This window comes from Psychrobacter halotolerans (genome assembly GCF_039680845.1).
Lineage (GTDB): Bacteria > Pseudomonadota > Gammaproteobacteria > Pseudomonadales > Moraxellaceae > Psychrobacter.
Genome location: NZ_JBDKWD010000008.1, coordinates 38,596 through 60,720, shown reverse-complemented (window position 1 = coordinate 60,720; position 22,125 = coordinate 38,596). Strand labels below are relative to the sequence as shown.

Genomic DNA, 22,125 nt, shown 5'->3' with positions numbered 1-22,125 from the left:
TTTGCCGATTGACAATTATTAGCATCCACTATCAAAAAAAGTTAAAAAGCAGACGTTAAAAAACAAAAAAGGAGACCGTAATGAATAGTTACGGTCTCCTTTTTATTAGGTATTCGCTATAGAATTGATTATCGACTATATAGTTGATCCTAAATAAAATGGATACAAGAAACGATAGAGCGAGACTGGAACCATTTTTTCTTGCTTGCTGTGCCTTCGCCGACAGAGGCATCAAAAAATGAGTCCCATTCTCGCTTTGCCTTTTTTATATTGGGTTGACTATAGATTAGCTCTCACTGCCCGCCATTTTTTCCGTATCGATCTCATCATCTATGGTCACAACGGTTTTTAGTAGATCAATAGCCTCACCAATCGTATTACACACCACCAAACGTTCAAGATCTTCTGGCTTCATAAAGCCTTGTTCAGCCGTGTACTTTAAGTGCTCAATCATCCGATCATAGAAGCCATTGATATTAAGAATAATCATTGGTTTTTCGTGTTGATACAATTGGCGCCATGTGGCAATTTCCATGATCTCTTCTAACGTCCCCAGTCCGCCGGGTAAAGTTATAAAGGCATCCGCATATTCTGCCATTACCGTTTTACGGGTGTGCATGGTATCTGTCAAATGTAGACGAGTCAGTTGTGCGTGGGCAATTTCGTGCTTGAGCATAAAGGTTGGAATAACGCCAACGGCCTGTGCCCCGCTTTTGATGACCTCATCAGCGACCGCCCCCATCAGACCAATACTCGCACCGCCATAAACCAGCCCCATACCGTTGTCCGCTAACGCAGCACCCAGCTCACGAGCAGCCTGTTCATAGACCTCGCTATTGCCCAAACGTGATCCACAGTAAACAGCGACGAGCGGCATCGCCAATGTTGATTTATCGACCGCTTTTTCGATATCGGTAATGTCTTTGCTGGTAATCACTTCATACGTGTCATTTGTGTCATTGTTGATTTTCATTTGCATATAGCTTCCTTAATCTTGTTATCCATTATTTTTATTGAGGGCATTGTTATAATTACAGGCTGATAAACGTGCTTAACTATTCAAAAATAGTCATGCATTTAATGCTTAATAAACAATATCACTCAACATAAACCCTATAAACTTGGAAGTCATTATTGATCGCTTTATTCACGCTTATTTATTCTAACATAAGCGGTGCCATTGCGTAGTAGCAAGGGTTTGCCTCTACGCAATTACTACATTTTTGGCGTTACAGTTGATACTCAATAAAACGGTTATACGGCACTATAACGTGTGACTGGTACAAATTTTTCTTGCTGACTCTTCTTTGCAATGATCTTACTGTGTAAGTCATTGATAAAAAATATAGATAAAGAGTATAGATAAAGAGTATAGATAAATAAGACTAAAACCAGTCCATCTCTTTTAAAAACGATAAAACCAATAAGGCAACCTCATGGATGATCACCGCGCCCGCTCTGCGGCAGTACAGCACCACGATATAACAGATGTCTCAACCGACTCTCATAGTGATATCGATGTTTATTCGTTGATTATAATGACTGAGCGTAACCAGCCGCTCGCAGCGACGATATATCGTCTTAAAACCAACGTTAAAACAGCGGTCATGATCGCGCCTGCAACAGGCATTAAGCGGCAGTTTTATCATAACTTTGCAAGTTATTTAGCCAAGCAAGGCTTTGGTGTATTAACTTTTGATAACGAGGGCATTGGCGAGTCCCTCTCGAGCGAGTTGGCAAAATGCGACGCCTCTCTCATCAGTTGGGGTCGTCACGACATGCCAGCCGTACTCGACGCCTTGCAAGACGAATTTACCGATGCCACTTATCATCTGATTGGTCATAGCGCAGGAGGTCAATTGATTGGTTTGATGCCAAATCATCAAATGCTTGCGTCAGTCTTTAATGTCGCTTGCTCCTCAGGTCGTATCAAAAATATGGACATGCCCTACAAGCTCAAAGCGATGGGTTTTATGGATGCCTTTATTCCTATTACCAATATGATATTAGGCTACACACCATTGGATAAAATTGGCATGGGTGAACCCTTACCACGCGGTGTTGCAAGACAATGGCGTGAATGGTGCAACGGCGCAGGCTATATCAAAACTGCCTTTGGCAAAAGCATACACAGGCATTTTTATGATGAGGTTAATGCGCCCTCATTGTGGCTTGGCTTTAGTGATGACGACATTGCGAACAGCAAAAACATGGACGACATGATACGGGTATTTACAAAAATGCCCATCGAAAAGCGATTTTTAGATCCCAAAGATTTTGGTCTTAGTGGCATCGGACATATGCGTTACTTTAGCAGTAAAACTCACGCCAAAGCACCAGAATTGTGGCAAATGGCGGTGGATTGGTTGAATGAAAAAGAATCACCTGTCAGACAATAATTTTTTGCATTGTCTATTTGTCCTTTATCTCTTCTGCCTTAATCCGTTTGGTCAACGCCGAATATAGCGATGGTTGCATGTTATGGATGTTACCGAGCATCCATTTCACATAGCTGATGGGCACATCTTTAATGGGCTTGCCCTTGTGTTTACCAAAGGGCATTTTACTGACAGGATTGGCTTTATTAGCAATCGCATGAGCGGCCGCAAAATCAGTCGGTGCAATCGCTAAGCGCTCACAGCACGCCTGATAAAGCAGATAGCACATACGGGCGTCACCCAGCGCATCATGAGCGGCAATCGTCATTGTACTCGCCTCGTCCTTTCCCAGTAGCTGCTCAATACACTTAGACTGACTATAAGCGTACCATTCTGGGAAGGCGACGCGCGCCAATCTGACGGTACAAATGAGCTTAGTAGAGGGACTGCCAATCACTCGCCAATCAAAGCGCACGTTATGACCAATCAAGTACTCAGGCAACTCAAACTCGGTCAAATCAAAACGCTCAAGTCCTGCGACATCCTCATCAGTGATGCCATGCACCTTAATAACAATGGGCGAGATAGTACGGCCACTGTTAAAGTATTTCATCCACTCAAAACCCGTCGCCACATTGATAGTCGCCACTTGGATCGGTCTTGGATCGCGCCCTTGATCCGTTTCGGTATCGATGATCAGCGCCGTGTTTAGAGTATTAAAAACATCAGTCATAAAGTATGAACCATAAATAATCGCGCTTATGTTTAACAATCAAATTTATAAGAAACAATGCCATTATGGGGTTAAAACGCTGATATAACAATGCGATACATACGTAAGCCGTTAAGCCCCCTATACTAATATAAAGACCATATAACAAAAGTAAGAGGTATCGATGCAACCGAATATGAACAACCAGCCACCCCGTCCCACGTTTATAAGCCGTGTGCTCAGTGTGTTGATTAAGGCAGCTGTCCTCATGGCACTGTTGTTTGTATTCGATAAATTACTGCCCGATCTTAGCCAACAAACCCAAACGTTTGTGACCGCAAAATGGCAACAGTTAAGCCTATTACAACAAGAGCCACCCACAGAAAACAGCTTACCCAATCCGCTACCAGAACAGGGGTTGACTGATACATGGGGCGCTGCGCGTAGTCAAGGTCGCAGCCATGAAGGTATTGATATTTTTGCGCCGCGAGGCACGCCCATACAATCAACGACGCAAGGCATCGTCAGTAAAGTCGGTAACAATAATTTAGGCGGCCGCGTGGTGGTGGTGGTTGGGCCAGGTGGTGCAGGACACTACTATGCGCATTTAGAAGATTACGCCGATATCTCGCCCAATGACTGGGTCAATGCTGGTGATGTCATCGGCTACGTTGGTGATAGCGGTAACGCCAAGGGCACTCCGCCCCATCTACATTATGGAATTTATATTAATGGCAGCGCCGTCAACCCCTACCCATTGATGCAAAAAGACTAGCATTCAACAGGCTAACATCAAACAGGCTAGCATCAAACAGATTAGTATCTAGCAGGTCAAGTAGGCACAGATGAGCACACGCCCATATCCGTATTAGCCCGTAGATGCCGAGCGAACATAAGCCGCTGGAAACACCATACTGAATGTCGAACCGACGCCTTCTACCGACTCAATCTGTAAGTTGGCTTCGTGCTGATACAAGACGTGTTTGACAATAGCAAGCCCCAACCCTGTACCACCTGTGGCACGGCTGCGCCCTTTATCAATACGATAAAAACGTTCGGTCAAACGCGCAATATGCTCTGGTGCAATACCGATACCGTTATCTTCCACGGCAAATCGGCAGCCTTCTGCGGTTCTCGTCCAGCTAATGGCTATTTTGCCGCCTTTTGGGGTGTACTTGATGGCATTGATTACCAGATTGGATAACGCGCTATTTAGGTACATCTCTGAGCCATACAGCCCATCATAAGTGTCTATCTGCAAGTGAATGGTATGCTTGTATTCTTGGTTATAAGCTTGGGCATCATCATAGACATTGGTCAATAGACGGGTCATATCAATGTAGTTAAGCTCATGCGTCTCTTCGATCTCAATGCGCGACAATAATAATAAATCATTCACAATTCGATTCATGCGCGCAGTCTGCTGCGTCATCAGCTCAAAACCACGTCGCCAATGCGGCGGCATATCGGGTTGATCGGAGAAATTCTCCAGATAACCCATCATAACCGTCAATGGCGTGCGTAGTTCGTGCGAGACGTTTGCCACAAAGTCGCGGCGCATCTCTTCTAAATGCTGCAAGCGCGTCACATCATAAATAATCAACAACTTCTCATCGCCAAAGGGCGTGAGCTCACACTTTAAATAACGCTTAGGATCTTGCCACGACTCTATATGCACGCCATCGTTGAAGGCGGTTGTCGCATGATAATACTGACGAAACTCAGGCACTCGAATAAAGTCAAAAATGCTTTTACCAGCATCATCTCCTTGCAATGACAATAAATCTTGGGCAGCCTGATTCCACCACTCCACATTGTCATCTTCATTGAGCAAAATCACAGCGTCTCGTAGGGCCAATAAAGCACTTCTAATCTTGGTCAATTGGTCTGAGGCATCCTGATGAGAAACGGGTTCTGATTGATTTTGTTGATCCTGTTTTGTTGTCATTATTTTGCTCATTGATCATCCTTACCACTATTCGCTGTGTTACGTTAGGTTGCGACTGCCATGAGACTGCTTATTATCAATGTCATCAGTTACGTCAATTATATGGGTTCAACAAGACTGGAAAACCGGTAGCCTGTCCCGCGAACCGTTTGGATTAAGGTGTCACACTCATAAGGCCGCAGTAGTGTGCGCAAACGCTTAATATGTACATCAATGGTTCTGTCTTCGATATAAACATTGCCGCCCCACACTTGATCTAGCAGCTGTGTACGCGTATAAGCACGCTCTGGGTGACTCATAAAAAATGCCAACAATCGATATTCAGTAGGGCCAACCTCAACCACTTTACCAGCGGCGGTCACGCGTTGGCTTTTTGGGTCCAGACTAAGTTTGCCAATGTCGATAGACTTGTCACCGCTCAGCGCATTACTACGGCGTAGTACCGCTTTGATTCGTGATATCAATTCACGCGTCGAAAAAGGCTTGGTCATATAATCATCGGCACCGGCATCGAGACCATGAACCTTACTGTCTTCTTCGCTTTTGGCCGTCAGCATAATGACCGGTATTTCAGAGAGCAGCTCATCGTTCTTTAACATGCGGCAAAAATCCACGCCACTTTTGTCACCAGGCAACATCCAGTCTAATAAAATAAGCGCAGGTCTATGATCCACCACTTGTTGATGCGCCTCTGACACATCTGCTGCCTGTAGACTGTCAAATCCAGCCATCTCTAGGGTCATCACCACCATTTCACGAATCGCAGGTTCATCTTCAACAATTAAAATTTGCTCATGATACATAACGCATTCTCAGTCTTAGAGTACAAAGTTTGGCAGGTAAAAAAGGCGATAAACATTCGCCAGCCTTTACTCATTAAACGAATTAATTGTGACAACTTAATGACAGTCATCTATTAAATGTGACAAAGCTTACTGCACTTCTAACAAAAAGTTTAGTGGGCCATCATTGATACTTTCAACTTGCATATTAGCACCAAACTGACCAGTAGCAATAATCGGATACTGGGTTTTTGCATACTCGATCAACTGAGCAAACAATGCTTGCGCTGCCTCAGGTGCCATGGCGTCACCAAAGTCAGGACGACGGCCTTTGTCTGTCTTCGCCATCAACGTAAATTGAGAAACCAATAATAACCCACCTCCTATTTGCTGGACATTGTTATCCAGTTTGCCATATTTGGCCGGATCATCGTTATTTTCAAAAACACGGTACGTAAGGATTTTATCAATCAGGCGCTTAGCTGTTTGTAGATTGTCATCATGCCCTAAGCCAATATATGCCAGCAACCCCTGCTCGATGCGACCCACGCCCTGCTCATCAACGCTAACGCTGGCACTACGTACGCGTTGTATAAGTGCTCTCATTTATAGACTCCTTTTTATTTGTAAATGGCTTACAGATTATGGTCATACAATCGGATGCTGTCCATGATAAAATAGCGTTATACACTTGCCTATTTGTGAATGTGCAACACGCCCTATATTAAAACTTTTTTTGGTAGCCTTACTATGAATTTATTCACCACCTTACAACAGTTTGTCCCGCAGCAGCAGCTGAGTAAAGTCGCTGGTCGTTTGGCCGCCAGCCGTCATCCTTATGTCAAACGCACCTTTATTCGCAGCTTTGCCAAAGCCTATAACGTCAGCTTGGATGAGTATGAGCGCCAAAGCCTTAATGCCTATGAAAGCTTTAATGACTTCTTTACCCGTGAGCTAAAAGAAGACGCGCGTCCTATCGATACGACGACTAATGGCATTGTCAGTCCTGCTGATGGTGTTATCTCTCAGTTAGGTCAGATTAATGACCACAAAGTCCTGCAAGCAAAAGGTCGCCACTATGACGTTGGGCAATTACTTGCTGACAACGAAGAGGGTCGTTATTTTGCCGATGGTAGTTTTGCAACCGTTTATCTAGCGCCCAGTAACTACCACCGTGTGCACATGCCGTTCGCTGGCACATTGACCAAAACCCGCTACGTGCCTGGTACGCTATTTTCTGTCAATACGGTCACAGCAGCCAACGTGCCTGACTTGTTCGCGCGCAATGAGCGTCTCGTATGTATGTTCGATACGCAGTACGGCAAAGCAGCGGTCGTCATGGTTGGCGCGATGATTGTGGCTGGTATCGAAACCGTCGCGACTGGGAAAATTGCGCGCACAGAGGGCATACAAGAAGCAGAACATAATATGTCCTTTGAAAAAGGTGATGAGCTTGGCCGTTTTTATCTAGGATCTACTGCCATTATCGTCTTACCAAAAGCGGCAAAAGCTGACTGGGAAAATACCATGCAAGCCACTAGTTTTGTAAAAATGGGTCAGTTATTGGGTGTCACTAATCCGTAATAAGTCTCTGTCATAATAAAAAATAAAAGCCCAGTTAAACGTGAATGGTGACGATTAACTGGGCTTTTTGTTGGCTATTAATTTGCATAAAAAGAACGGCGTGATATAGTCGATTCATCCTAAAAAAGTACGGTTCTACGGGTGTGAATTTTGCGAAACCTCTGTCCCGCACCGAACAGCCAGCGAGGAAAATTTATACCCGTAGAACATGATGACTTTATGTACCACTTTTATTTTGGATTAATTATAACTATCACGGCTAGATGACGGACAGCAATTAATACCGATAATGACCTTTGATAGGATAAGTGTACAAGATATTTTCTTCTTGCGTGCCACTGCCAATATTATGAATAATCAACGGCGTACCATCAGCGGCAACTTTGTCAGAGACAATACCAATATGGGGTAAGTTGCCGTTCGGTAGTCGCCACGTCACCACATCCCCTGCTTGAAAACTGTCTTTATCCGTAATCGATAACGTTTTTCCATTCCGCGCAAAAAACACTTCAAGATTGGGTACACGGCGATGGTCGATGTTTTTGTCGGTTGATTTGAGTCCCCAGTTTTTGGGATAAGCCGACCAGTTAGACTTCATGTCATGATTGACCAGCTGCTGTAGATCGATATTTTGCAAGCGATAGGCGCGAATAATGACATCGGTACAGACGCCCGTTTCTATGGGTACATCGCCACGCGGAAACTCCAGCTTACGATAAGCAGGATCATAGCTTGTGGTGACCCCGATTTGTTTTTTAGCATCGTACGCCAATTTATCACCATCACTCATGGGCGTTTCAGCATGAGCAATGTGTGCCAAGCTTAGTACGCTCACAAGCAACAGCGACTTGTACCATGTCTTATAAGTTACGGACACTTTCATATAATACTCTCTCTTATTCAGTAACCGTCACAGCATTAGTGCAGGCACACTCAGTATACGCTATAAAATATCTATAAAAGCAAGCTGCTGTTTTATAAGTCAATCAACCACTCTTGCTGGGCGGCGTACTCAATATTTTTTGTCAGCCAGTCATGAATCGTAGGAAAGCTGTCCTTGATAAAGGCCAATGCCCCTGCCACTTGCGAGCGCGTGACATCCGACTCAATCCACGTTTTTCCCTCAGTATTTACATTGAGCAAAAACGGCAACAAACGATCAACCACTCTAAGCAATTGAGCCTCTTTGCTACTACCAGTTTCTTGCTCTTCCCAAATATCGCTCAAAGCCTTGATACCATTGCCCCGCTCCGCTTGCAATCGCGCGATACCTACCCGCTCTTCAACGTGCGCCGCGCTACGAGTGCTTGCGAATAAAAACGTATCGCCCGCATCAACCTCGCCCAAGTCATGCACTAGCGACATTTTTAGCAATTTTTCATGATTGACGTCCAATTCAAACAACTCAGCGATCGACCAACAGGCCATCGCCAAATGCCAAGAATGCTCGGCTGAGTTCTCGCGGCGTGTGGTCTGCGTCACATAACTGCGACGGTTCACGCGTTTGAGCGCATCGAGTTCTAATAAAAAATGAGTGACATCATCGATATCGATATTTTTGGCAAGCGCTGGGTTGGTCAATGGCGTTGAGGATAAGGGCGTGTTGAGGGACATAGTTCTCTCTGATAAAAAATAAGATAGCGCTTATTGTATAAAGCGCTATCTTTTAGAAATTTAGGTAATAGCATTAAAGCTTGCTCAAGATAAAACCGATGGATGGACAGGTACGTGCTACTGAGCTAATTTTTTATTGCATCAACTATTTAATCAAATTACTAATGGTCTTAAACGCAGGGTCTTGGCTGCTACGGCACAGCTCAAATAAGATAGACTCGACAGTAGTGATTACCCCGCCTGCCCGGCGGATACGGCGAATCGCTTGCTTTTTATCATAAGGATAACGCGAGCCGACCGCATCACCGATGATGACAGGCTGCATGCCATTATCGAGTAGATCAAGTGCCGTTTGCATCACGCAGACATGCACCTCAACCCCAAATAATAAAACGACGCTACGATTCTGCTGCGCCAAATGATGCCATGCTTCATCATTATCGCAAGCGCTAAAAGTGACTTTTTCAAAACTTTTGGTGTTGCTGTCATCTAATACCTCCCGAATTTCGGGTAAGGTATCGCCAAGCCCTTTCTTATATTGCTCATTGAGCATGATGGGAACATTCAGCGCTTGCAGTCCTTTGATTAAGGTGACGGTTTTTTTGACAATATTTTCATGGTCATAAATGTGCGGCGTTAAGCGCTCTTGGACATCAATGACCATCGCTTGGGTATTTTCGCGAGCAATTCGATAAGTACGATCGGTAATCATAGTAGACATGGCACACTCCTTGTACAACTGACGTTTATCATTAAAAACTATTGTGCATTTACCAATAGTATTATGGTTCCACTCACTCTTATTTAGTCATAGTTTGGTTGATGCGTCAATGGAGATAATTTTTTGTTAGGCCTTGAATCCGATTTTCCAGTACTGCCTTGATATGGATTTTTGATTGAAAGTAGCTGACCCCTATAGATTTTGGCGTCTAGCATTACGTAATAAAGACTGTTTTTGAGTCATAACCATGACCATACCGAAAACAACACCAAAACATAAGGTTAAAAGATAATACGCCATATAACTGAGCGTGTTTATGAAAGCAACAAACATACTGGATAAAAGTATGGTCAGTATGACAATCACGGTAGCACCATATATTTCTCTATATTTTTTATTAAAGATCTTATACGTAATCAACATCATCACAATACCAAACAAGCCAAATATAGCGCCCCAAGCACCCGCCATTTCCATATCATAATAGAAAACACCTAAAACATTAGAAAAGATTCCACATATAAAGAAGGAAATCGTAAAACGTATAGGACCTAAGACTTTTTCCAAAATAGAACCTACTGCAAATAGCATCCCCAGACTCATTGCTAGATGCATAATTCCTGCGTGTACAAAAAGTGATGTAACTACACGCCAATACTTACCAGCTTGCAACGCGTCCGTCGTCAACCCCCCTACTTTATTTACCTGCCTAGATAAAGGCATTATGATATCCATACCCATGAATATGGTGAGTATAAATGCGCTTATACAAGTCAGCATCAATACTAACGTTATAGGTTGTTTTTTATTACTTCTAAACAGAGCTACTAGACTTTTTGATGGATCACTCACTGGCGCTCGTTTTTTTACGTGCTTTTGTTTTTTGATAGGTATCTGTTTTCGTGTGCCCTTATTTTCTTGATTATCAATATCTGCTGCAAGAATAAGCAACAAGCACACACCTATACCAATAATAAATGAACCAAGCCCCCAGACGAAATCACGATCTAAGCTATCAGCAAGCAATCCTGTTTCTGGCTCTAATATCAAAGGTGGCAAATTAGATTGCCTATGAGCCGTAGAAATCGTGTGTAAGTAAGCACTTTTGCTATTTGATGATTTAAGTTTATTAAAGTATCTGATATTGGAGAAGTCTTTGGCTTCGTAACTATAGCGCGAGTCATTGATAAACGCTGCGTATTGACTGTCTTTAATACTTTGGTCTTCACGATTGTCGTAGCTGGTATGATATGAAGACCCTAACCAAATATTCTCGGCGGCTATAAATGGCGTAGTAATGTAATAATCAATATGCAATGTTGAGTCAAAATGTCGTCCACTGATTACTTGTGTTTCTATATAAGAAACCTGCTCTGATTTTAGGGGTTCAAAATCATTTACGCTAAAATATTTTTGCTTTGGATAGTGACGAATATCATTCAGATTATTTACTTCAATAACCTCATAAGCAGCTTTAGACAAATAGTTTTGACTGAGAACAAGCGGTACTACTAATGCTAAAACCATCGTTATAAAAAAGTAGCCTGAACTACTACGCTTAACCCACTTTAAGGTCAAAAGCTCGTACCTCGGCCACATCCAAATACTAACAACCAAGACGGATAAAAAACAAGGAATACCAAAATCCCAGTAGCTTTCTTTTAAAGGTAAAACGTCTAAATAAATATCAAATACCCAACGGAAAGCATTGAAAAGCAGAATGGTTAAAATACTTAAACCCAAATAAGGGAAAAATATCTGCTTTAGTTTTAATTTAGTCGATCCTTTAGTGCGTTGGGTTTTCTGCTCCTTATACCTAGTAATTTTACGCCTGTCCTGTTTGCCTACTCTATTTTTGCTTCTATTTTTATTCTTATACCTATACTGACTTTGCTTATTATTATCTCGCATGCACTTTCACCACCACTCTAACGCACCTTAAACTGTTGAAGTGCTTTTTTATCAATCTTTGCTTTTAAGATTAATAGTAAGCAAATAAACATACCAATGATAAAAAACCTAAAGAATTTTGCTAACTCTTTATCTGCTTTTTCCTTAAGTGTACCCAACTGAGATATAAGTATTATTGGGTCATTAATATATTGCTGACCTGACAATTTGATGGCTTCTAAATAACCCTGCTTAGTATCTGAGTTTTGCAATTTTTCAAAATAATCAGCAGTAGATATCTCTTTATTTGCATATTGTTGTGTAGATATCTTTATAAAACCTTCTATCTGTTGGATCTTCTCTTTTTCGACGAGATTATTATCAATAGTCTTAGTAAAAACCTGTCCCCACCAGATATCTTTATCTCCATAAAAAGGCGTAGCGGAATACAGGTCTATTTTTAACTCTTGTCTAGATTTTCCCATCTCTCTAGTACTGATGTGAGAAACAGTACCTTGCCTTTCAACGCTTTTGTTATCTACTTGGAAATACTTTTGTTTTGGATGCAATTTAATATCGCTTATGTTCCTTATACCAACCGTGTCATATATTGCTTTATACAAGTAAGATTGGCTGATTGATATAGACGGAAATAAAGCAAGTATCATCACCAAATAAAATATATTAGCGCTATTATCGGCAAACAATTCAAATCGTAGAAATTGAATCCTTGCTCGCATTATGACAAGTACCAAAATAATACTAATAATTATTGGAAGAATTAAATTCCAGACCGTATCTTTTAAAGGCCATATACCTAGATATATGTCCAGTATCCATCTTACTATGTTGTAGAATAAAATAGCGCCAATACTAAAACCTAAAAAGGGAAGAAAGACATAACGCAGTTTTAACTGAATCTCCTCTAATTCTAAGCTCCTCTTTTCTAAAGATTTATAATGTGGCATTTGCGCTCTACCCTTATTTTTATGATTTTAAACAAAAAAAACGCCTCTAACGTTAAGTTAGAGGCGCTTATTTTACAATATACTAAGATAAATAAATAAACAAATATCAGCTTTTAAAAACTTTTAAAACTTAAACACGCTCAATGACAGTGGCGATACCTTGACCAAGACCGATACACATCGTTGCTAGACCGATTTCAGTATCTGATTGCTCCATGGCATTTAGCAATGTCACGGTAATACGCGCACCTGAACATCCGAGTGGATGACCCAAGGCAATTGCGCCACCATTGATGTTGACGATGTCTTGCTTATCAGTCAAGTTCAATGCTTTTAGTACAGACAAGCCTTGCGCGGCGAATGCTTCGTTCAGCTCGATGGTTTGCATGTCATCGATGCTCATGCCAGCACGTTTTAGGGCTTTTTGCGTGGCAGGTACAGGACCGTAACCCATGATAGCGGCATCACAACCAGCAACAGCCATGCTACGAATACGAGCGCGTGGCTTTAGACCTAGGTCTTTGGCTTTTTGCGCGCTCATGACCAGCATTGCTGCTGCACCATCTGATAATGCTGATGAAGTAGCCGCCGTCACCGTGCCGCCTTTTGGATCAAAGGCTGGACGTAGATTTTGCATTTGCTCCATGGTCGCATCAGGACGAATCACTTCATCGACCGTACACAGTTGCAAGCGACCATTCGCATCATGGCCTTCGATACCGATGATTTCATTGTCAAAACGACCTTCAGTAGTCGCCGCCCAAGCACGGCGATGTGACTCGAGACCAAAAGCGTCTTGCTCTTCGCGCGTAATGCCATTCATGCGGCCTAGCATCTCAGCGGTCAAGCCCATCATGTTTGAAGCTTTGGCATAGTGCTTTGACGCTTCAGGGTTAAGATCAACGCCGTGCATCATACCCACATGACCCATATGCTCAACACCACCAATGACGAAAACTTCACCTTGGTTGGTCATGATTTGAGCAGCAGCGGTGTGTAGCGCCTGCATAGAAGAGCCGCACAGACGGTTGACGGTTTGGCCGCCAGCAGTTTTTGGAATACCCGCTAACAAACCGATGTTGCGACCAATGTTTAGGCCTTGCTCTAGCGTCTGATTGACACAGCCCCAGATAACGTCTTCTACGTCACGTGGGTCAAAGTCGTTACGTTCAACCAGCGCACGTACCAATTCAGCAGAGAGGCTATCAGCGCGAACATGGCGGAACATACCATTTTTAGATCTGCCCATCGCTGAGCGTACGCCATCTACGATGACCACATCTTTTGGACTTAAAGTTGTCATACTATCTTCCTTTTCAATTTTTATTGTCAGTGTCGCCAGCGCATCTCAATAGTGTTACATCATCAATTTTGCTTAACGGATAATATATCCACGCTCAATTTTCTTGTACTCATATCGAATTGAACTGGCTTTAATCGTACGTTCGCTATTGAAATCTATTGATAAAGCAGTGTCTATCATGATCAAAAGCAAACGTACTTCACTTCATCCTAGTAATGACTGCCCATTACGCAGTCGCGTAAAAGGTCTCGCCTGCTGCGGCCATATCGCGAATCTTTTGCGGGGCTTCATAGGCTTTGCCAAGGTATGCGTATTTTTCACACAGTGCCAAGTAGTTATCTAGACCCATCTGGTCGATATAACGGCAAGGGCCACCGCGGAATGGCGGGAAACCAACGCCCATAATCATCGCCATGTCGGCTTCGGCAGGTGTGCTTACGATGTTGTCTTCTAGGCAGCGAACGGTTTCGTTGCAGAATGCAATCATTGTGCGATCGATGATGGCTTGATCATCAAATTCCTGCTTGTCGCTATCCGTTGTGGTTTTTAGCAGCTCGTAAGTGGCTTCATCAGCGACTTTCTTTGGCTTGCCGCGCTTATCGGTTTCGTATTTGTAGAAACCAACGCCATTTTTCTGACCCAAACGCTCGTTCTCATAAAGATGCTGAATGGCGCCTTTATAGTCAGGCTTCATGCGATCAGGGAAACCTTCTGCCATCACTTCTGCACCATGAACCCCTGTGTCTAAACCGACAACGTCGATTAAGTAAGCAGGGCCCATTGGCCAGCCGAATTTTTCCATGACTTTATCGACATGAGCAAAGTCAGCACCTTGCTTAAGCAATAAATCAAATGCGCCAAAGTATGGGAACAAGACACGGTTCACAAGGAAACCTGGGCAGTCATTAACCACAACTGGTACTTTGCCCATTTTAGAGGCAAGCGCCACGGTGGTAGCAATCGCTTCTTCAGAAGATTTCTCTCCGCGGATCACTTCTACCAATGGCATACGGTGTACTGGGTTAAAGAAATGCATACCAACGAAGTTTTCTGGACGCTCAAGTGCTTCTGCTAAGAAAGTAATAGAAATGGTTGAGGTATTTGATGCCAGGATGCAATCATCCTTGACCAAACCTTCCACTTCTTTTAGTACGCTACGCTTAACGTTTGGATTTTCTACGACCGCTTCGATGACGATATCGGTTTCGCTAAATTCACCGTAGCTTAAAGTAGGACGGATGCGGCTTAACGTCTCACCCATTTTTGCTGGGGTCATTTTGCCCCGTTCGACCATTTTACCAAGCAATTTGCTGGCTTCGCCCATACCAAGGTCTAATTGCTCAGACTTGATGTCTTTCATGATGATTGGCAAGCCTTTGCTGGCTGCCTGATACGCGATACCGCCGCCCATGATACCAGCGCCTAGTACAGCCGCTTCATTGATGTCATGCGCCAGTTTGCTGTGTTTTTTCGCCAGTTTTTTGACCAACTGATCGTTTAAGAACAAACCAACCAAGCTCTCTGCTTGCGGGGTTTTCGCCGCTTTTGCAAAGCCGGCGGCTTCTACTTCAATCGCTTTATCGCGTGGCAAATTCACATGTTTTTCGATGGCTTCGATAGCAAGCGCTGGTGCTGGGTATTGCTTAGGATTGGCTTTGGCAAAGATCATGCCTTTTGCACTGTTAAACGCCATGGTCTGCTCAAGCTGATTTAGCTTAACCGGCACCAGTTTTTCTTCACGTTTGGCTTGCCAATCAAGCTCACCTGAGATACATTTTTTGACCAAATCAATGGCCGCATCTTGCAAGTCATCAGCCGGTACGGTTGCATCAACCAAGCCCAGTTTTAGCGCATCGAGTGGTTTTTTAGGTGTGCCCGTGGCGATAAGCTCAAGCGCATTGTCGATACCAATGATACGCGTACTACGAACCGTACCACCGAAACCTGGGAAGATACCCAATTGAGTTTCTGGCAGACCAATAGTCGCTTTGTCGCTCATGACACGGTATTCACACACCAACGTCATCTCACAACCGCCGCCCATTGCCGCACCATTAATGGCAGCAACTTTTGGGAATGGCAGATCTTCAAAACGATTGAAAGCGTCATTAACATGAACGACCCAGTCTTTGATCTCGCTTTCTGATTTTTTGAAAGAACCCACAAATTCTGTGATATCAGCACCAGCGATAAAGACGCCTTTGGCTGAGGTGACGATAAGACCTTTTACGTCGTCAGCTTTTTCTAATGCGCTGACGGCTTCGGCAAACTGTTTATTGGTTTCAGCATCAAACTTATTCACGCTCTCGTTTTCGGCGTTGTACTGCATGTTGGCGATGCCATCCTCTAGCATTGTCACCGTAATGCGATTTCCTTGGTATACCATTTGGAACTCCTTGCTATGTCATAAAGACTATGTAATAAAAGCTATGTGATAAGCATTACATTATAAAAACGAGGTTTTAGAATATAAAATACACAGCCCGTTATTGTTGGTAAAATGGTTTATAGCACTTTTAACCTGCGTTTTTATCACGGTGAGCACCGCCCACCATGATAAATGTTCGTCAGATTAGTCAGTGAAAATATCTTTATTATCCAGCGCTCATGATTTGTGTTAATTACCTTGTCTTGATGGCTTGGTATTCACTGCTATGTACGTGTTTTTCAGTTTTTCGCACAAAGTCATACGGCGCTTTATTTATATACTATTATTACTATCGATCTTAATATTGCAAACACAGATTGAGATTTGATCTGCTAAAGTGTTGGTTAATGTATGCATGCAAAACTCGCACTCTAAACCACTTTCACGCTATTTAGTGTAGGGGATTATGCCCCTGACTGTCACAAGCTAATACCATACTCGCAAGTCACTCTTAAATGGCCAGCAACCCTTTACCTCATTGCTTACGTCCTTTAAGTGGCTGTTTGTATCTAGTCAGGTCAAAATAAACGCTATGTTGGTATAAGGTTTTTTCTCTTCCATCTTTATCAAAGCACATTCAATCATCAAATTAAATCCCTAATACGTAACGAGGGCTTGTTGCATTATTGCATAGCATTGCATAGCGTTTTTAACATTAAACCGTTAAAAACAAGCCGTGGATCATACATGCCGCGTAAGGAATATAATCTATCATGCTACACTAACGATATTTTTATTATTCCTCTTATGTATGGTTCGGTTATGACTGTTTCTTCTATGCCTTCTTCTACGCTTTCTTCTACAATAGGTATTAAGTCCTCTAGCTTTATATCCTTTGATAATACCGAGCAGTTTCACAGCGCAGTACGCACCCAGCTGGCACGTGACATTGAGATGTTGTTTGCTTATGCCGAGCTGCCAAGCCCTCTGCTTGATGCCTGTCGCTATGTCATGACGGGTCAAGGCAAAATGGTGCGTCCGTTACTAGTGGCTAGCGCCTTTGCCAGTGTCAACAGTCAGCATAATATCGATAATGACAGTTTTGATAACGAAAGTATGGATAATGGCAGTCTTGATAATGAAAGTGCTGAAAGTCAGGATAGCATCAGTTTTGACGCTCTGTCTGATGAGGATTCAAACATCACGAATGATGAGTTCAGCGATGACTTGGCATCATTGTTAGAAACCGACTCAGATTATGATATGTGTCGCCGTGCCGCATTGGCGGTGGAGCTACTGCATACCTACTCACTCGTGCACGATGATTTGCCCTGTATGGATGATGATGAGCTGCGCCGTGGTCAACCGACCTGTCATATTGCTTTTGATGAAGCGACCGCCTTACTGGCAGGAGATGTGTTGCAGACCTTGGCGTTTGAGGTTTTGACCGCAGAGATACCGACTTTTGCGCCTTTTGACTCAGATATTGCAAGCCAGCTGTTCGCTATATTTGCCCCGCGTGCACGGCGTATGGTGGCGGGTCAAATGCTAGATCTGAATGCGGAAGCCAGTACGGATATTTCGCAAGAAACTCTAGAAGCCATCCACCGTGATAAAACAGGGGCGCTGATTGAAGCGGCCATGCTAATGGGCGGCATCTGTGCTGGCGCGACTGCGCTGCAACGTATTGCTTTGCAAGATTGCGCGCAGCATATTGGTCTTGCCTTTCAGGTTCAAGACGACGTATTGGACGTCACGATGTCGACCGATGCGCTTGGCAAACCTGCTGGTAGCGATGAAAAGCTGGACAAATCCACTTATGTAAAATTGATGGGTGTCGAGAATGCAACGGCGTACGCACAATCGCTGTTTAATGAAGGTCGCACCGCGATCATTCGTGAACTGGGTAGTGATAAAGAAAATGATGCACTGCTGGCACTGATTGAGTGGCTATGGTTACGTAAAAAGTAGCCAAAAGGAAATAGACTGATAGGCGCTACAATTGATCCTAAATAAAAGAATTACCATCATTAAAACGTACTGCTAGGACGATTTTCTTGCTTGCTGTGCCGTTGCAGACAGAGGCTGCGAAAAATCATCCTAGCAGCGCGGTATTCGCTTGGTAGTGAATGGACTATAAGCCTTTAAAAAGTAAAAAATAAACGCTAAAACTGAATCATTAAAAACAGCAATGAGTGGTCAACATGGACAGTACCCCCAGTAACTCTAGTACCTCTACCCCGCGTATTTATCTTGGCACTGGCGGCTATAGCGATACCGACCTGCTCGGCACGCTGTACCCAACGGGCACCAAAAAGACAGACTTTTTGCGTGAGTATGCCAAACAGTACGGCGCGGTAGAGATAAATAGCACCTTTTATGCGCCCATTGGTCAAAAAGCCTTTGCAGGCATGGTCGATAAAGCCTACGCGCAAGCCGACAGTCAGCTAAGATTTGCCGTTAAACTGCATCAAGATTTTACTCATGCGCGTAAAGGCACAAGCGAGCATGCCGAGGCCTTTCTTACCGCACTTACGCCACTTATCGAAGCGAATGCTTTAGCCCCTTTACTTTTACAGTTTCCGCACGGCTTTGACCGTACTCGCGAGCATCGTCTGTATCTTGCCAATCTTGTCAGTTGGTTTAAAGACTTTCCGCTTGCCGTTGAGTTTCGTCATAACGGCTGGCATACGCCGCAAGTGGTCGATAGCTTTCGCGAGCAAGGACTGATTTGGTGCAGCGTCGATTATCCAAAAGTGAGTGGACTACCGCCATCGCGCCTGATATTTACCGAGCGCACAGGGTATCTGCGCATGCATGGCAACAATCTGAACTGGTGGGATGCGATGAGCGCGAGTGACCGTCATGATTACCGCTATAACGAGGCGGAAATGCAGGACTGGGCGCAAGCGATTGCCAATCAGCGTCAGCATTTCGATACGCTCTATATCTTCTTCCAAAACACCGTCAATGCGCATGCGTATTATAATATTGCGATGCTGAGAGAAGCACTGGGCAAGTTTGGGTTTGAAGTGTTGTAGCTAAAAGAGTAATCCACTATGAAAAATTATCAAGAAACACAGAATGACATTGTATTAGCTATCCGAGAATTTACTCATTCAATTGATTCTAGTAACGATTATAGAGGGGACATGTCCTCGCTTATTCAAGCTACTTCAAACATGCCGTTGATAAAATTAGGTTACTGGGAACGTCTTATTCGTAGTGAACTTGATAATAATCTGCACGCTGCTACTCGTTCAATATGGGCGCGTTGGTTTCAACCTGCTCCAAAATTGACTTGGCTAGATATCGTCAATGCAAATGGGTATAAACGAGAAAACAGTCTACGCGCGCTATCAAAATACGGTGCACCAAATGCTTTTGCTATTGCTCTATCCGTGCGCAGATTGAATGATTGGGTGCCGCAAGTTCGCACTGCTGCAAAGGAAACGCTTCCTTCACTGCTTGCAAACACAAAACCTGAATACGTTGTTGAAGTATTAAGTATGCTTCTAATTGATTGGGATTCGTGGGGAAGAATTGAAGAAGCTGACAAGCAAATATTTTTAGATATGATTATTTCTGAAGAAATGGCCTTACTACTTAAAGCTCGTCTGATATTCTCGACATCAGGACCGATGCCATCATTACTTTCACAAATTGGTCGTACAGACATTCTCGATAATTATCTTAATGAGATTGCTAGCGATGCTGTCCAACCTTACGTTAGAGCAAAAGCCTATCGCAGCCTATTTGAAGGACGTGTGACGTGGTTTAAAGGCCGAGAATGGCAAAAGACTAGTAAAGCGTATGAGCCACAAAAGTTAGTACCCATTATTGCTGAAAGAAAAATTGAGGTACAACCCACTTTTATTGAACTATTGAATAGATCAGCTGCTGACCGCTCTCCTATTGTCAGACAAATTTCAGCCGAATTTCTTATTAGAAATATTGAAAGTTTAGGTATTCAGACAAGAGCTTTTGCAGAAAGATTTGCAGCCGATAAATCCGCTAACGTCGCAGAGCAAGGCAGATTTATATTAAAGAAGTTGGATGAGAAAACCACCAAGTAACAGTATAAAAAGTAAGTAATCAAACTAAACACGATAACGGAGAAAAACCTCATGACAACCCTAAAAAATAAAGTCGCCATAGTAACCGGCTCATCAAAAGGCATTGGTGCTCAAATAGCGATCCTACTGGCAGAAGCGGGCGCAAAAACGGTCATTAATTACGCGAACGATGACGCAGCTGCCAATGAGATTGTCGATAAAATCAAAGCGGCTGGCGGAGAAGCCATTGCCGTTCAGGCAGACGTCAGCGATACTCAGCAAGTCGAAACACTGTTTGACACCACCCTCAATGCGTTTGGCAAGCCAGATATTCTGGTGAACAATGCAGGCATTATCATGTACAAAAAAATTGCAGAAACCACAGATGAAGATTTTGACCGTATTTTTTCTATCAACGTAAAAGGTACGTTCAATACACTGCGCGAAGCCGCCACCAAACTTAACGACGGTGGTCGTGTGATCAACCTATCAAGCACGACCACTCGTATGATGTTGCCCACTTATGGCTCATATTGTGCGACCAAAGGTGCGGTAGAACAGCTAACCAGAATCTTCGCAAAAGAAGTTGGCGCACGTAACATCACTGTTAATGCGGTATCTCCCGGCCCTACTGACACCGAGCTGTTTCATCAAGGCAAAACGGATGAGACCGTAGAAAAACTTGCCAGCATGTCGGCGTTCAATCGTATTGGTGAACCAACCGATATTGCTCGTGTGGTGTTGTTCCTTGCTAGTGAAGAAGCGGCTTGGATCACAGGACAAAATATTGGTGCCAACGGCGGTGTGGCTTAATAGCATCCCTCCATTAATTATCCAACAGCAAAACGAAAAAAAGGACACCTCGAGGTGTCCTTTTTCTTAATCAAAAGCTTGGTTAAAGATTACTCTTCAACGCCAGCATCTTGACCTTTATATTTTGCGTTTGCGTAGTCCCAGTTCACTAGCTTGTCTAGGAAAGTGTCTACATAGTCAGGACGACGGTTGCGATAGTCAACATAGTACGCATGTTCCCATACATCACAGGTCAATACTGCTACTTGGTCATGTGCCAATGGCGTGTCAGCGTTGGCTGTTTTAGCGATTGACAGTTTGCCGCCAACTTTATCAGCAACAAGCCATGCCCAACCTGAACCGAACTGAGTCAATGCTGCGTTTTTGAACTCTTCACGGAACTTATCGTAGCTACCGAAGTCTTCTTCGATTTTGCCTTTTAGATCACCAGTAGGTTCGCCGCCGCCGTTGTTTGGCGTCATGCAGTTCCAGTAGAACGTGTGGTTCCATACTTGCGCTGCTTGGTTAAACAAGTTTTGCGTGCTGGTGCTTTTTGACGAAGCTTCGATAATTTCTGGCAACGTTTTGTCTTCTAGACCAGAACCTGGTAATAGCTCTTTTAGCTTGTTTACGTATGCTGCATGATGCTTATCATGATGATACTCTAGCGTCTCGGCACTGATATGCGGCTCTAGTGCATCTTTTGCATAAGGAAGATCTGGTAGTTTAATATTTGACATAATTATTTTATCCTTGCTGTTTTTGACCGTGGAATAATAGCAGCTATATTTTACACAGCGCTTACGCTACAAACTAGCGGTCTAAAGTGGCTGAGTTTATTGTTTGGATTGAAATTTGGTGCTTAATACCTATTATTTATCACTTGATACAATATCACGTATTATTATGAATCCAAAACTGACTTAATTGTTATTTTTCTGCCGTCAAGCCAAGTGTTTGACTTGATATGCGTTTATTAACTTAATATGCATAAGCCATAAGATATAATT

The 22,125-nt window shown here is 43.3% G+C and carries 20 protein-coding genes; 7 read left to right on the top strand and 13 right to left on the bottom strand.

Annotated features, from left to right (window positions below):
* Positions 1-286 precede the first annotated feature (286 nt).
* Positions 287-979: an LOG family protein gene (locus tag AAJP47_RS13170; RefSeq protein ID WP_346718362.1), complete on the bottom strand. Its 693-nt coding sequence runs from the start codon at positions 977-979 to the stop codon at positions 287-289.
* Between the two features lie 457 nt (positions 980-1,436).
* Between AAJP47_RS13170 and AAJP47_RS13165 the strand changes: the two genes are divergently transcribed.
* Entirely contained in the window at positions 1,437-2,399 is a 963-nt protein-coding gene (locus tag AAJP47_RS13165; RefSeq protein ID WP_346718361.1) for an alpha/beta hydrolase family protein, read from the top strand.
* Between the two features lie 13 nt (positions 2,400-2,412).
* Here the strand turns inward: AAJP47_RS13165 and AAJP47_RS13160 are convergent, their stop codons facing one another.
* Positions 2,413-3,111 carry a putative quorum-sensing-regulated virulence factor gene (locus AAJP47_RS13160; protein WP_346718360.1) on the bottom strand — a complete coding sequence of 233 codons (699 nt, stop codon included), beginning with the start codon at positions 3,109-3,111 and terminating at the stop codon, positions 2,413-2,415.
* A gap of 163 nt (positions 3,112-3,274) precedes the next feature.
* Here AAJP47_RS13160 and AAJP47_RS13155 point away from each other — a divergent pair, with 163 nt between their 5' ends.
* Entirely contained in the window at positions 3,275-3,865 is a 591-nt protein-coding gene (locus AAJP47_RS13155) for a M23 family metallopeptidase (protein WP_346718359.1), read from the top strand.
* Between the two features lie 93 nt (positions 3,866-3,958).
* Here the strand turns inward: AAJP47_RS13155 and phoR are convergent, their stop codons facing one another.
* The 3 genes from phoR to dtd all read right to left on the bottom strand — a co-directional run bounded on the left by phoR (position 3,959) and on the right by dtd (position 6,426).
* The gene (gene phoR, locus AAJP47_RS13150) at positions 3,959-5,038 is read right to left on the bottom strand and encodes a phosphate regulon sensor histidine kinase PhoR (protein ID WP_346718358.1); all 1,080 of its coding nucleotides are present in this window, start codon (positions 5,036-5,038) and stop codon (positions 3,959-3,961) included.
* Positions 5,039-5,136: 98 nt separating this feature from the next.
* Positions 5,137-5,841 (bottom strand): phosphate regulon transcriptional regulator PhoB, encoded by a 705-nt coding sequence (gene phoB / locus AAJP47_RS13145; protein WP_346718357.1) that lies wholly within the window; start codon positions 5,839-5,841, stop codon positions 5,137-5,139.
* A 129-nt stretch (positions 5,842-5,970) separates the two neighbouring features.
* The gene (gene dtd / locus AAJP47_RS13140; protein WP_346718356.1) at positions 5,971-6,426 is read right to left on the bottom strand and encodes a D-aminoacyl-tRNA deacylase; all 456 of its coding nucleotides are present in this window, start codon (positions 6,424-6,426) and stop codon (positions 5,971-5,973) included.
* Positions 6,427-6,570: 144 nt separating this feature from the next.
* Here dtd and asd point away from each other — a divergent pair, with 144 nt between their 5' ends.
* Positions 6,571-7,404 (top strand): archaetidylserine decarboxylase, encoded by an 834-nt coding sequence (gene asd / locus AAJP47_RS13135; RefSeq protein ID WP_346718355.1) that lies wholly within the window; start codon positions 6,571-6,573, stop codon positions 7,402-7,404.
* Positions 7,405-7,681: 277 nt separating this feature from the next.
* Here the strand turns inward: asd and AAJP47_RS13130 are convergent, their stop codons facing one another.
* The 7 genes from AAJP47_RS13130 to fadB all read right to left on the bottom strand — a co-directional run bounded on the left by AAJP47_RS13130 (position 7,682) and on the right by fadB (position 16,286).
* Positions 7,682-8,287: a DUF1287 domain-containing protein gene (locus AAJP47_RS13130; RefSeq protein WP_346718354.1), complete on the bottom strand. Its 606-nt coding sequence runs from the start codon at positions 8,285-8,287 to the stop codon at positions 7,682-7,684.
* Between the two features lie 92 nt (positions 8,288-8,379).
* Positions 8,380-9,018: an HD domain-containing protein gene (locus AAJP47_RS13125; RefSeq protein WP_346718353.1), complete on the bottom strand. Its 639-nt coding sequence runs from the start codon at positions 9,016-9,018 to the stop codon at positions 8,380-8,382.
* Positions 9,019-9,163: 145 nt separating this feature from the next.
* On the bottom strand, positions 9,164-9,739 hold the full coding sequence (locus AAJP47_RS13120; RefSeq protein ID WP_346718352.1) for an isochorismatase family protein: 576 nt from the start codon (positions 9,737-9,739) through the stop codon (positions 9,164-9,166).
* 192 nt (positions 9,740-9,931) lie between these two features.
* On the bottom strand, positions 9,932-11,650 hold the full coding sequence (locus AAJP47_RS13115; protein ID WP_346718351.1) for a rhomboid family intramembrane serine protease: 1,719 nt from the start codon (positions 11,648-11,650) through the stop codon (positions 9,932-9,934).
* A gap of 17 nt (positions 11,651-11,667) precedes the next feature.
* On the bottom strand, positions 11,668-12,597 hold the full coding sequence (locus AAJP47_RS13110) for a hypothetical protein (RefSeq protein WP_346718350.1): 930 nt from the start codon (positions 12,595-12,597) through the stop codon (positions 11,668-11,670).
* A 130-nt stretch (positions 12,598-12,727) separates the two neighbouring features.
* Positions 12,728-13,900: an acetyl-CoA C-acyltransferase FadA gene (gene fadA, locus AAJP47_RS13105; RefSeq protein WP_346718349.1), complete on the bottom strand. Its 1,173-nt coding sequence runs from the start codon at positions 13,898-13,900 to the stop codon at positions 12,728-12,730.
* Between the two features lie 226 nt (positions 13,901-14,126).
* Positions 14,127-16,286, bottom strand: coding sequence for a fatty acid oxidation complex subunit alpha FadB (fadB, locus tag AAJP47_RS13100; protein ID WP_346718348.1), 2,160 nt, complete (start codon positions 16,284-16,286; stop codon positions 14,127-14,129).
* Positions 16,287-17,090: 804 nt separating this feature from the next.
* Between fadB and AAJP47_RS13095 the strand changes: the two genes are divergently transcribed.
* From AAJP47_RS13095 to AAJP47_RS13080, 4 genes are all read left to right on the top strand, one after another.
* Entirely contained in the window at positions 17,091-18,239 is a 1,149-nt protein-coding gene (locus AAJP47_RS13095) for a polyprenyl synthetase family protein (protein ID WP_346718347.1), read from the top strand.
* A 233-nt stretch (positions 18,240-18,472) separates the two neighbouring features.
* Positions 18,473-19,309, top strand: coding sequence for a DUF72 domain-containing protein (locus tag AAJP47_RS13090; RefSeq protein ID WP_346718346.1), 837 nt, complete (start codon positions 18,473-18,475; stop codon positions 19,307-19,309).
* Positions 19,310-19,327: 18 nt separating this feature from the next.
* Complete coding sequence (locus tag AAJP47_RS13085) at positions 19,328-20,344, top strand: hypothetical protein (protein ID WP_346718345.1); 1,017 nt, start codon at positions 19,328-19,330, stop codon at positions 20,342-20,344.
* Positions 20,345-20,395: 51 nt separating this feature from the next.
* Positions 20,396-21,136 (top strand): SDR family oxidoreductase, encoded by a 741-nt coding sequence (locus AAJP47_RS13080; RefSeq protein ID WP_346718344.1) that lies wholly within the window; start codon positions 20,396-20,398, stop codon positions 21,134-21,136.
* A gap of 89 nt (positions 21,137-21,225) precedes the next feature.
* On the opposite strand, the gene AAJP47_RS13075 is transcribed toward AAJP47_RS13080, so the two are convergent.
* Positions 21,226-21,855 (bottom strand): superoxide dismutase, encoded by a 630-nt coding sequence (locus AAJP47_RS13075; protein WP_346718343.1) that lies wholly within the window; start codon positions 21,853-21,855, stop codon positions 21,226-21,228.
* Positions 21,856-22,125: the final 270 nt, after the last annotated feature.

Bases quoted from the DNA above. Each gene is read 5' to 3' on its own strand.
- AAJP47_RS13115 (WP_346718351.1), bottom strand. From the start codon at position 11,650: ATGCGAGATAATAATAAGCAAAGTCAGTATAGGTATAAGAATAAAAAT.
- fadA (WP_346718349.1), bottom strand. From the start codon at position 13,900: ATGACAACTTTAAGTCCAAAAGATGTGGTCATCGTAGATGGCGTACGC.
- asd (WP_346718355.1), top strand. From the start codon at position 6,571: ATGAATTTATTCACCACCTTACAACAGTTTGTCCCGCAGCAGCAGCTG.
- AAJP47_RS13170 (WP_346718362.1), bottom strand. From the start codon at position 979: ATGCAAATGAAAATCAACAATGACACAAATGACACGTATGAAGTGATT.
- AAJP47_RS13075 (WP_346718343.1), bottom strand. From the start codon at position 21,855: ATGTCAAATATTAAACTACCAGATCTTCCTTATGCAAAAGATGCACTA.
- AAJP47_RS13125 (WP_346718353.1), bottom strand. From the start codon at position 9,018: ATGTCCCTCAACACGCCCTTATCCTCAACGCCATTGACCAACCCAGCG.
- AAJP47_RS13160 (WP_346718360.1), bottom strand. From the start codon at position 3,111: ATGACTGATGTTTTTAATACTCTAAACACGGCGCTGATCATCGATACC.
- AAJP47_RS13155 (WP_346718359.1), top strand. From the start codon at position 3,275: ATGCAACCGAATATGAACAACCAGCCACCCCGTCCCACGTTTATAAGC.
- AAJP47_RS13165 (WP_346718361.1), top strand. From the start codon at position 1,437: ATGGATGATCACCGCGCCCGCTCTGCGGCAGTACAGCACCACGATATA.
- dtd (WP_346718356.1), bottom strand. From the start codon at position 6,426: ATGAGAGCACTTATACAACGCGTACGTAGTGCCAGCGTTAGCGTTGAT.
- AAJP47_RS13085 (WP_346718345.1), top strand. From the start codon at position 19,328: ATGAAAAATTATCAAGAAACACAGAATGACATTGTATTAGCTATCCGA.
- fadB (WP_346718348.1), bottom strand. From the start codon at position 16,286: ATGGTATACCAAGGAAATCGCATTACGGTGACAATGCTAGAGGATGGC.
- phoB (WP_346718357.1), bottom strand. From the start codon at position 5,841: ATGTATCATGAGCAAATTTTAATTGTTGAAGATGAACCTGCGATTCGT.
- AAJP47_RS13090 (WP_346718346.1), top strand. From the start codon at position 18,473: ATGGACAGTACCCCCAGTAACTCTAGTACCTCTACCCCGCGTATTTAT.
- AAJP47_RS13120 (WP_346718352.1), bottom strand. From the start codon at position 9,739: ATGTCTACTATGATTACCGATCGTACTTATCGAATTGCTCGCGAAAAT.
- AAJP47_RS13095 (WP_346718347.1), top strand. From the start codon at position 17,091: ATGACTGTTTCTTCTATGCCTTCTTCTACGCTTTCTTCTACAATAGGT.
- AAJP47_RS13080 (WP_346718344.1), top strand. From the start codon at position 20,396: ATGACAACCCTAAAAAATAAAGTCGCCATAGTAACCGGCTCATCAAAA.
- AAJP47_RS13130 (WP_346718354.1), bottom strand. From the start codon at position 8,287: ATGAAAGTGTCCGTAACTTATAAGACATGGTACAAGTCGCTGTTGCTT.
- AAJP47_RS13110 (WP_346718350.1), bottom strand. From the start codon at position 12,597: ATGCCACATTATAAATCTTTAGAAAAGAGGAGCTTAGAATTAGAGGAG.
- phoR (WP_346718358.1), bottom strand. From the start codon at position 5,038: ATGACAACAAAACAGGATCAACAAAATCAATCAGAACCCGTTTCTCAT.